Here is a 9149-nt window from a genome sequence, read left to right on the forward strand (position 1 = left end):
GTAATGGTTTCGCTGGTTGTTGGCGGGAGTTTCAGAAGAGAAAGGTTACTGATTTTGGACTTCCTGAAATCATGGATTCGATTCCTTCATTCGATTCCCGATTAACCTGGATGTTACCTCTGACGAGAGCACAATCAAAGGACATCCAACGGCTGATGGTCACCTGGTTCTGCAAGCACCCTGTTGATATCTCGGGTGTCCTGCATTGAAGAGAGGAACTGGTTCACGCTACCTTACTGGCAGGGCATTTAAAATGGAAAGCGCCACTTGTCTGAAGCAGCCATAAGCCTCCGTCCAGGCGACTTGTTTGCCAAATACCATCGGAGCAACAAATTTCTGGTAACGATCCTGATGTACAGGATTGTTTGTCAGTTCCTCCAGGCCCATTTTCAGCTCTGTCACAGGCGAGTCGCAAAATTGTGGATACTGGTTGCCGTAACGCTGGATATCCTGATCGATAGTTCTCTCAACAAAAGCAGTAAGCTGTGCTATGTCGACATTCCCGACGTTCACAATGCACCATGTATCGTAGATATGGCGAACCAGCGTGGTATCGTCAAAACGTTCAACATTGCGGGTGACAGCGGCTGTTCGTCGCAACATCGCCACTAATTTCTCTGCTTGTGTACTGGTTACGGTGACGGAAGGGAATGCCTGAACGATATGTGGTCTTTTCGTCATCTCGGTTACCAGCGAGTGAATATCCCGTACTTCTGCTGACTCCAGCAAATCAGATTCCATCAGCTCCAGTTTGATGAAAGGCCGCAGACAGGGTTCCTGTGCCAGACGCTGAGGATAACGAACCGGAATGTCATTGTAACGATACTCATCCCGGGTCACTTTCTGGTCATCATCAACGCTGAACATACCGGTAGCGGTTATTGCGTCAGTGATTGACTGGATAACCGCTTTACGGCTGGCTTTTCGCCCGGAGCGCGAAAGCGCCAGAAAGTCAGCGCCTGGAACCAGTTTGATATCCACGTCTTCTGACATGCGGTTCAGCGCCACCCCGGATTTTGCCAGGGCAGTACCGCCAGCGAAAACCAGCTGGTGAGTATCGAACGACAATGGCTTAAGCAGAGCCAGAAGCTCAACGATATAGTGATCTTTTTCCACAATGGCGACAGACTCAATACCAAGTGCGTCAGCTACCTCAGAAAAAAGAGTGTTGAGATTATCCATTCAGTTTACTGTTTCCTACCGACAACACGCGTTTAAAACGTGATGGTGTTTTTATCCCTGCCGAAACAGGGATTTGAGTAGACTTACCGCTGTTATATGCCCGTGTTGCGTCGGTAACGCGATAACGTACCTTCAGTCGATCCAGCGTTTCGACGATCACTGCAGCGGAACCACCGGGCGATGCTGGCATCAGCTTACCGGTGATACTGTTGCGGCGGGCCTTGGTGTACACGCCATAACCGACTTTCAACAGCACGCCTTCTTTAACCAGGGCACGCAATGCTCTGCCAACCTGATCGTAGCCAGCAATGTCTTTGAAATCATCACGAGTGAAAACATAGCGCTTCGAACGTTTCAGTCGTGACTGTATACGGGCTTTGGTCGTCATGTTTTCCTCCTCTGTTTGTTTTTCAATCATAGCAAAAATACGACATATTTAACAGCAAACACACGACAGGCATATTACCTTGCTGCCAGAGCTCCGGGATAGTGCCGGGCGATGATGTCATTCAGCTTATCGACCAGCTCTGGCCGCTTTAAGGTGATATGGGCCGTCCCCTTCTGAAAGTATTTGATTGCAAACATCTCGTCCTCGTAACGATTGCTGTGCCGATTAGCATGGATATGATCGCCCAGGCGACGGGTAACATCGGCGCGGTTGTCGGGAGCAGGCTTTCCATCAAGGATCATGAGCATGCGTTCAAGGTCGGCTAACCGATCCCGCTGCCAGCCCCAGTTAAGCCCAAATCCCCATCGGTCACATTTGACCAGCCCTGTCACGATGATTTTTCCGCCAAATTTGCAGGGGCTATTGGTTTTATAATTCCAGGACAGCCCTTTGAACACGTTAATGACGCCTCGTTCAAATACGTCACCTTTACTCTGATGCAGTTGCTCAAAGGTGCTGAGAATATTGGCTTCGCTAACGGCAGGAATGTCATCCTTTTCCAGGCTGTTGTACCACTGGTCACGCGCCTGAGCGTCCATCAGGCTTAGCATCCCCGACTTCTTCATCAAATCCCGCCAAATACTGCGATCGAGATTGCGTGTAATGGCTTTCATCGCCGCTTCTCTTTTTTCCATCAGCCAGCAGCCGCAGCGGAAGTCCTGCTTCATGGCCCAGTCCAGGGCGGTTTTGCCGCCGATACTGCGGGTCAGTGTCGAAATATCGTCAAGCTGGAGGATCAACGCTTCAATCTGCGTCAGTGCGGCGTTACGTCCTGTGACGATACGTTCAATACTGGTCGAGCAAATCACATCGGTGTGGCCGGTTAAAACGTCGGGTTCTGTGAGGGTAAGTTCTGACATCATTTTTTTCCTTATGTAAAGCAAAACGCCAGCCGGTGAGGGCTGGCGCTTATGCGTGTGTGATGAGTGGGGTTCGGTGGCTAATTTGTTCTGGGGTGTTGCAGAAGCTGCAGATCGCGAACGTCCAGCAGCCAGTCAATCAGAATATTGAGGGCTGTTTCCGTGGTAAATTTAGGCATGCGAATACTTGTGAAGATTGGAGGTATGAGTTACCAGTCAAAGGTGGCGAAGCCTGGCAGCACTTCACCACAGGCATCAAGATGGATGACTCTGATAGTGTAACGACGTATCAGCGCCACGAGCAGGCGGCGACAGGCTTTCGACAGGCCCCGCTTCTTAAGCTGAAGCACCGGGTACTGCCACGCATCCAGATATATCAAATATCCTGAGCCGGTATAGCTTATCCACTCGCTGTCACCAAAGTCTTCATGCTGATGCGAAAGAGCGAATAGCAGGTTGTTGTCAGCCTCGGAGATATGGGCGGTACTACACTGGATGCCGTTAAGGCGGGTGACGGGCGGGAGCGGATCTTCAACGGCCAGTTTTCCAGGCTCGTCAGCAACATGAAGCGAATAACCGTTCTGGTTCACCACATCAATCAGTTCGGCCAGTTCAATACCGTCGATATCTACGGCGATCCGGCCCATGTTGAGGGCCAGTACGTTGATGGCGTCAGCTTCAATGTTCAGACTAACTTTCATTGCCCGGACTCCAGTGAATATTGCCCGGTGGTGATATCGGTGATGGCTCTGTAACCGCTACGTTTCATCAGCCCGGTGGCACGACGGGCGCGAAGTATATCGATACTGCTGATAAGTGGCGATTGTGTTTCTGCGCTGAAGCCACGACGGTCAGTACGCACCAGGTCATATTTCTCCACGATAAAATTCACCGCGTCACACAGTGAGATACCTGCGTCGATATGCTCCTGGATCACGCCGTCATTGCCAAACGGCGTGTCGTTCAGCGTTAGACCGTAGTGCTGGTCCAGCAGGTACGTCAGTAGGGTCAGCCACACAGCCACTGCTGACACACCAGGTGACGGGCAAATCTCAGCCGCCCGTTTTGCGGATACAGGTAAAATTCTCATTACTGGTTCTCTTTGAGCGTTGGTTAAGTGTTGCGGGGTTTATGCGGTAGGTGCAGATGTCGGGTAAATCGCGATATAGACATAACCACAGGAGCCGAGACTGTCCGCTTCACAGGTCAGCCCTTTCGCGTGTAGCGTGACACAATGCTGGCGGTGTGGGGTAAGTTCACCGCTGATCAGTTTCAGTTCAAGCTGCTTAAGCAATAGAGGAAACGCCTGGTCAATATGGCGTAAATCCGCCTCGCTGAAGGTTCCGGTGATGCTGGCGCGGTCATTCAGGTAATGCAGTCGGTTGCCCTCCTGCACCAGGCGTGCGCCAAAACAGGGTGTGGTATCGCGCGGCAGACCCCAGCGCGGTGCGTCCGTGGGAACACGGGGCGTGAGTGTATCGGTCATTATTAAGCCTCGCTAAAAAGTCATACAGGAAAGGTTAAAGGTGATGCCGTTCAGCCGAAGCGCTGACCGGATGCGGTGAAGGTGTATTTAGCGTCGATGATGTCGTCGTCAACAATGGCGGGAGAGGTCTGCCAGCTGTATTCGCTTTCCAGCCAGTCGTATAACCAGCGGGCCAGCAACCGCATGGCTTCGGTTACCGCTGCTTCACTGTCTGTGGTCATGTCCTGCCCGGAAGGGCTGTGGTGTTCGACCGTGACTGCCATACAGTTTTCATGGATATGCTGGCCGTGATGGCGGATCGTGGCATGAAGCTGACCGCTGTTGTGCAACTGAATGGCTTGCAGTAAATCGGCAATCCGGTGAAGGTCTGCGTCTTCAGGGTAGTGTTCCCGGATCCGGTAGACGGCCTGCGGCTGGTAAGCATAATCTCCTTCAAAGCAGGCCCCCTCTCCCTGATGGCAAAAGCCGCTGAACCAGATACAGCGGTGCTGACGACTGCCGCCAGACAGGAGAGGTACCCTGTACATATTAATTTCGACGCCCAGGATAACCGCTTGGTCTGAAGCTGTCGAGACAATGTACCTGTGCATCAGCACAACCGGGACCGTGAGGAACGGGTTGTAACTGCAAGCATCATGCGGTTTAAGGGCTAGGCTGAGTGGTATGTCTAACATATGTGAACTGCCATGCAGGCATCGTCAATGTCTAACGAGCCGCAAGATGCTGTTCAAGGCTCGGGCCAAAACGGCAACGCGGTTGGCTACTCCCCCTGCGCGCTGGGAGTACACGGACACAACAAACCGCCGGTGTAGGGGCAGAGGCTAACCCACTCGTGTCTTCCATTCGAAACACGGTAAGCCCAATATTCCGCCTGCACAAACAGGCAGGTGTATTCGTAAGGATCGCTGTTGGGATAGGGGGTAAAGGAGACTGGAGAAAGCGAATGCCGGGCTGTAATGGTCGGGATAAGTGTTAAGTCGATCAAAGACAATATGGCACTATTGTGAAAGCAAGCCCACTTCCAGTTGGTCATTCATGACGAGAAAGCAGTAGAACCTCCAGAGAAGGAAACGCAAATGAACACAACAACTGTTGTGTGTGCATCCTCCCACAGAGCATCGGACTGGGATCAAATAAACTGGCCCCGTTGTGAACAATCTGTGAAGAGGCTGCAGGCACGTATCGTCAAGGCAGTACGGGAAGGACGCCATGGCAAAGTGAAAGCTCTGCAATGGCTGTTGACCCATTCGTTGAGTGGTCGCTCTTTGGCCGTGAAACGAGTAACAGGAAACAAAGGGAAAGACACCTCTGGCGTGGATCGCAGACTGTGGAAAACACCAGAAGCGAAAATGCAGGCCATACACGAACTTCGAAGAAGAGGTTACCAGCCTCAACCACTAAGGCGTGTTTACATACCAAAATCCAATGGAAAACAACGGCCTTTGGGTATCCCAACGATGAAAGACCGCGCCATGCAAGCACTTTATTTGCTGGCGCTGGATCCTGTCGCTGAGACCACTGCCGATGTTAACTCCTACGGATTCAGGCCTGCACGTTCCACGGCAGACGCCATAGAGCAGTGTTTTAAGTTACTCAGCCGAAAAAGCTCGCCTGTCTGGGTACTGGAAGGTGACATTGTGGGATGTTTCGACAACATCAGCCATGACTGGATGCTGGACAATATACCAACAGATAAAGCCATCCTGGCTCGCTGGCTAAAGGCGGGGTACATGGAAAAACACGCGCTAAAGCCAACACTGGAGGGGACGCCGCAAGGCGGAATCATATCCCCGGTGTTAGCAAATATGGCGCTTGATGGACTTGAAGCACTGCTGAGAGCACGTTTCGTGCGAATCGGCAGTGGTTCAAAACGGTATAACCCGAAAGTTAATTTCGTAAGATATGCAGACGACTTCATTATCACGGGATGCTCACGAGAAGTTCTGGAAAATGAAGTAAGACCGCTGGTCGAGCAATTTATGCGCAAGCGAGGCTTACAGCTCTCGGAGGAAAAAACGCATATAACTCACATCGACTACGGATTCGACTTTCTGGGCCAGCATTTGCGCAAATATCGCGGAAAATTGCTGGTTACCCCATCAAGGAAAAGTGTCAGGGCGTTTCTTAATAAGGTACGCAAAATTATCCACCTGAACCGAACGGCGGAACAATCTAGCCTGATTTTCGCACTCAACCGGGTGATCATTGGTTGGTGTATGTATCACAGGCACATTGTTTCTTCATCCGTCTTTCGTAAAGTGGATTATGTGATCTGGCATTGTCTTTGGCGATGGGCTAAACGCAGACACCAGAATAAAGGCCCCTATTGGATCCTCTGCCGATACTGGCATCGGGCCGAAGGTAGAAGCTGGCGTTTTGCGGTTGACATGGGGAAAGTGAAGATAAGAAGTAAACGAGACTGGCTGCTGCTGGCATGTGCCGATAAAACGCTAATCCGCCGCCACCTCAAGATCCGGGCCGAGGCGAATCCTTACGACCCGGACTGGTGGCCTTACTTCGCTGTCCGCAAGGGACCTGCCGGGCGACTTCGCTAACCCACCTAATCCTCCTTGTTCCTGTTGTAACTGACCGGTTCAACAGCGGTGTTGGACTTAGAAATGGCTTGAGCCGGATGAGCGGAAACCATCAAGTCCGGTTCTTAGGGGGCTGGGGCACAGTAATGTGCCCTGGCTACCCGACCAATGACAGCGGCGCAGTTATGCTTCAGACCGGCCTTAACCACTTCGCGGGGATGGACCTGCGTATGGCTGATGGTGCCGGTGAAGAGCGTTTCGTGAGCAATGAGGCGATGCTGGTTATCGAGGAAGAGCACGGTAAACTCTTCGCGCTCCAGTGAGGCAAGCTGCAGACGCAGCCAGTCGCGGACGGCATTACTGGACGTAAATGACGCGCCGGGTTCGCGTAGCTGGCACTCCAGCAACGCCAGCGCGCGCTGAATGGTACGTTGTGTGGGTAATGGCAGTTCCGTCACTGACGGGGATAGGGTTATATTCATCATGATGATGGGTGTTTCCGTAGGTAGGTCGTGTGAAGGGTTAGTCGATCATGCGCATAATGGCGTTAGACTCAGGGTGAATAAGGGCGTAATCCCGCAGTCGGTAGTAGTGTTCCGTCATCGCGTCACATTTTGTACTGCAGGCATGATGGCTGTAGGTCATCAGGCAGGCGATGATGCCGGCGGCCTCATGACCGACGGTGGCACCATTCCCGTTCAGTGCGTTAAAGAGTACGTACTCACCTTCGGTGGACGGAATAATAAAAGCGCCCCCGTTACTGAGGGCGTAAAATTCCCAATAATCTCCGTGGTAGTCCTTACACAAAAGGTCGAGCCAGGAAAATATCGGTGACTCAATCCGGAGCCATTGCGGGATGTCGCCAAAATGCTGTAACCAGAATGACTGGCGGTCAGCGTCGGGGACAAGGATAGCGGTCAGTGCCGATGTGCCATTGTTAGCAGCAGACTGTGGCAGTAACGGGATATTATCGTTAAGGCTAATAATGTCGGTCATGTTGGTTTTTCCTTGTTTATTTATCGGGACGGAGATGTAGGCTCAACTGGAGTGACGGGCAGGACTGCTCATAGCCGTTCTCATCACAACAGGCGGGCCATATACTGTCGGCCAGGCTTAACTGACAGAGGCTGAGTTCGCCGGGTCGGTAGAGAAGATGTGTGCACCAGGCGCACAGGTCGTCATCAGAGAGGGAGCGGCAACCCGGAACCTCATTCAGGGAAAGCGGATAAACGTCTGCCTGACGGGCATCATCCGGCACATGCTGCATCAGCTCAGAGCCTGCTGCAGCTCTTCGGCCATCACCCAGAGCGCCCTGTTTAACTTAACGTCGCCATCTATACCGTTAATCGCGCGGGTGTGAGTACGTTTTCCCTGTGCAGTGCGCCCCGGCAGGCCACCTTTGAGTAAAGACTCCTGAATGCGGTTATAAACGGTCCACAGGTCGTCCTGCCGGTCTTCATACCGTCGCGGCGCCAGTATCTGTGTTGCTGTGACAGGATGGTGCTCTTCGCCAAAGCGGTACGTCAGTGCGGCGTTCGCCAGGGCATGTTGTGCCGGTGGCGGCAGGTGTAACGACTGCATGGCCTCGCGTTTCTCTTCCACCCGATCAAAGACGCCGAGCACTTCATACGCCCCCTCAATCACTTTCCCGGCCACATCGCCCCGGTGCGGCACGCGAATTTCACCGAACGACTGTCCGCAGACGAGCCCGTTGGTGCAGATGGCTCTGAACAGCCCAGGCAGCATCTGGTATGAACTGGAGCCATCATGCGAGTTGAGCAAAATGATCTCCGGTACTTGCTGACCGGTTATCTGGCCGGTACGACGCAGGCGCAGCAGGTGTTTGGTGTGCTCCCGGCGGTCAGGGGCGCGTACGCGTGACTGGCAGGCGAAGAAGGGTTCAAAGCCTTCACGCTGAAGATTGTCGAGCAGGGTAATGGTGGGGATGTAAGCGTATTTTTCGCTTCTGGACTCGTGGCGATCTTCACTGAAGACGCTGGGAACGACCTGCATCAGTTCTTCACGGGTTAACGGTCTGTCGCGGCGGATCTGGTTCACCCGACCAAAACGGCTGGCTAATCGCATGGTTAATTTCCTTTGTTGGTTGATTTAACGGCATAAACAAAAAAGCCATGCGCCCCGGAGGGAACATGGCCTGTTGGTGTGTCGGATATTCGGGCGAGGCCCGTGGTGAGTCAGTCCCCGGGGATACCGTGGCTGAGCAGATAGCGGTTAAGCCATTCCCCGGCACCGGCTTCAAAATTCCACGCCCGCCAGAGTAATTGTCCCTCGTGGTCGCGGATGACCAGCCGAAAATGCGTCCCCTGGTCATCTTCTATGGCGACGTTCTGGTACGCCGCGACTGCGGCATCAGCCTGCCTGCGGGTAAACGGGCCGGACGGTAGTGGGGTATCGTCGGTGTTGTTCATCGTCATCTCCTGATGAATGACATAAAACAAAATGCCCCGCTCAGTGAGCAGGGCATCAACGGGAGGCTCCTGGTGTGGTGATAAGCTGCAGTATCTGCTCCATCAGCGCCGCAATTAAGGCACCAGCGAGCAGGGTTGCCGTCTGTCTGGCGATGTAAATGCTGTCTTCGTCATAACCTTCTGCGCGAAAGTGGTCTTCCACAAACTGTT

13 protein-coding genes and 1 pseudogene are annotated in these 9149 nt (G+C 52.9%); 2 read left to right on the plus strand and 12 right to left on the minus strand.

Features of this window, described 5'->3' with window-relative positions:
- Window positions 1-209, plus strand: a 209-nt coding sequence (locus AAIR21_RS26885) for a hypothetical protein (RefSeq protein WP_434682709.1), incomplete at its 5' end; no start/stop codon positions are given.
- Between the two features lie 19 nt (window positions 210-228).
- Here AAIR21_RS26885 and AAIR21_RS26890 read toward each other — a convergent pair.
- The 7 genes from AAIR21_RS26890 to AAIR21_RS26920 all read right to left on the minus strand — a co-directional run bounded on the left by AAIR21_RS26890 (window position 229) and on the right by AAIR21_RS26920 (window position 4503).
- Window positions 229-1182, minus strand: coding sequence for a nucleotidyl transferase AbiEii/AbiGii toxin family protein (locus AAIR21_RS26890; protein ID WP_042894331.1), 954 nt, complete (start codon window positions 1180-1182; stop codon window positions 229-231).
- The gene (locus AAIR21_RS26895) at window positions 1175-1570 is read right to left on the minus strand and encodes a DUF6088 family protein (protein WP_048795961.1); all 396 of its coding nucleotides are present in this window, start codon (window positions 1568-1570) and stop codon (window positions 1175-1177) included. The genes AAIR21_RS26890 and AAIR21_RS26895 overlap by 8 nt, the downstream gene beginning before the upstream one ends.
- A gap of 74 nt (window positions 1571-1644) precedes the next feature.
- Window positions 1645-2490 (minus strand): DUF4942 domain-containing protein, encoded by an 846-nt coding sequence (locus tag AAIR21_RS26900; protein ID WP_434682714.1) that lies wholly within the window; start codon window positions 2488-2490, stop codon window positions 1645-1647.
- A gap of 209 nt (window positions 2491-2699) precedes the next feature.
- Entirely contained in the window at window positions 2700-3191 is a 492-nt protein-coding gene (locus tag AAIR21_RS26905) for a DUF5983 family protein (protein WP_434682711.1), read from the minus strand.
- Window positions 3188-3580 (minus strand): TA system toxin CbtA family protein, encoded by a 393-nt coding sequence (locus tag AAIR21_RS26910; protein WP_115117176.1) that lies wholly within the window; start codon window positions 3578-3580, stop codon window positions 3188-3190. Before AAIR21_RS26910 ends, AAIR21_RS26905 begins: the two co-directional genes overlap by 4 nt.
- A gap of 39 nt (window positions 3581-3619) precedes the next feature.
- Window positions 3620-3976, minus strand: coding sequence for a type IV toxin-antitoxin system YeeU family antitoxin (locus AAIR21_RS26915; RefSeq protein ID WP_064575265.1), 357 nt, complete (start codon window positions 3974-3976; stop codon window positions 3620-3622).
- A 50-nt stretch (window positions 3977-4026) separates the two neighbouring features.
- A complete protein-coding gene (locus tag AAIR21_RS26920) occupies window positions 4027-4503 on the minus strand; it encodes a hypothetical protein (RefSeq protein WP_434682712.1) in 477 nt (158 codons plus the stop codon).
- Between the two features lie 549 nt (window positions 4504-5052).
- On the opposite strand from AAIR21_RS26920, the gene ltrA reads away from it, so the two are divergent.
- Window positions 5053-6531, plus strand: coding sequence for a group II intron reverse transcriptase/maturase (gene ltrA / locus AAIR21_RS26925; protein WP_337253338.1), 1479 nt, complete (start codon window positions 5053-5055; stop codon window positions 6529-6531).
- 125 nt (window positions 6532-6656) lie between these two features.
- Here the strand turns inward: ltrA and AAIR21_RS26930 are convergent.
- The 5 genes and pseudogenes from AAIR21_RS26930 to AAIR21_RS26950 all read right to left on the minus strand — a co-directional run.
- A pseudogene (locus tag AAIR21_RS26930) lies at window positions 6657-6992 on the minus strand (JAB domain-containing protein); the annotation flags it as partial.
- Window positions 6993-7032: 40 nt separating this feature from the next.
- A complete protein-coding gene (locus AAIR21_RS26935) occupies window positions 7033-7506 on the minus strand; it encodes an antirestriction protein (protein WP_337253163.1) in 474 nt (157 codons plus the stop codon).
- Between the two features lie 16 nt (window positions 7507-7522).
- A complete protein-coding gene (locus tag AAIR21_RS26940; protein WP_337253162.1) occupies window positions 7523-7777 on the minus strand; it encodes a hypothetical protein in 255 nt (84 codons plus the stop codon).
- Window positions 7777-8595 carry a DUF932 domain-containing protein gene (locus tag AAIR21_RS26945; protein ID WP_434682713.1) on the minus strand — a complete coding sequence of 273 codons (819 nt, stop codon included), beginning with the start codon at window positions 8593-8595 and terminating at the stop codon, window positions 7777-7779. The genes AAIR21_RS26940 and AAIR21_RS26945 overlap by 1 nt, the downstream gene beginning before the upstream one ends.
- A gap of 110 nt (window positions 8596-8705) precedes the next feature.
- Window positions 8706-8939 carry a DUF905 domain-containing protein gene (locus AAIR21_RS26950; protein ID WP_422713189.1) on the minus strand — a complete coding sequence of 78 codons (234 nt, stop codon included), beginning with the start codon at window positions 8937-8939 and terminating at the stop codon, window positions 8706-8708.
- Window positions 8940-9149: the final 210 nt, after the last annotated feature.

It is taken from the genome of Enterobacter sp. PTB (genome assembly GCF_051130085.1).
Lineage (GTDB): Bacteria > Pseudomonadota > Gammaproteobacteria > Enterobacterales > Enterobacteriaceae > Enterobacter > Enterobacter ludwigii.

Excerpts from the sequence above, each read along its gene's own strand:
- AAIR21_RS26915 (WP_064575265.1), bottom strand. The coding sequence starts at position 3,976 with ATGACCGATACACTCACGCCCCGTGTTCCCACGGACGCACCGCGCTGG.
- AAIR21_RS26950 (WP_422713189.1), bottom strand. The coding sequence starts at position 8,939 with ATGAACAACACCGACGATACCCCACTACCGTCCGGCCCGTTTACCCGC.
- AAIR21_RS26920 (WP_434682712.1), bottom strand. The coding sequence starts at position 4,503 with ATGTACAGGGTACCTCTCCTGTCTGGCGGCAGTCGTCAGCACCGCTGT.
- AAIR21_RS26900 (WP_434682714.1), bottom strand. The coding sequence starts at position 2,490 with ATGTCAGAACTTACCCTCACAGAACCCGACGTTTTAACCGGCCACACC.
- AAIR21_RS26935 (WP_337253163.1), bottom strand. The coding sequence starts at position 7,506 with ATGACCGACATTATTAGCCTTAACGATAATATCCCGTTACTGCCACAG.
- AAIR21_RS26905 (WP_434682711.1), bottom strand. The coding sequence starts at position 3,191 with ATGAAAGTTAGTCTGAACATTGAAGCTGACGCCATCAACGTACTGGCC.
- ltrA (WP_337253338.1), top strand. The coding sequence starts at position 5,053 with ATGAACACAACAACTGTTGTGTGTGCATCCTCCCACAGAGCATCGGAC.
- AAIR21_RS26940 (WP_337253162.1), bottom strand. The coding sequence starts at position 7,777 with ATGCAGCATGTGCCGGATGATGCCCGTCAGGCAGACGTTTATCCGCTT.
- AAIR21_RS26895 (WP_048795961.1), bottom strand. The coding sequence starts at position 1,570 with ATGACGACCAAAGCCCGTATACAGTCACGACTGAAACGTTCGAAGCGC.
- AAIR21_RS26910 (WP_115117176.1), bottom strand. The coding sequence starts at position 3,580 with ATGAGAATTTTACCTGTATCCGCAAAACGGGCGGCTGAGATTTGCCCG.
- AAIR21_RS26945 (WP_434682713.1), bottom strand. The coding sequence starts at position 8,595 with ATGCGATTAGCCAGCCGTTTTGGTCGGGTGAACCAGATCCGCCGCGAC.
- AAIR21_RS26890 (WP_042894331.1), bottom strand. The coding sequence starts at position 1,182 with ATGGATAATCTCAACACTCTTTTTTCTGAGGTAGCTGACGCACTTGGT.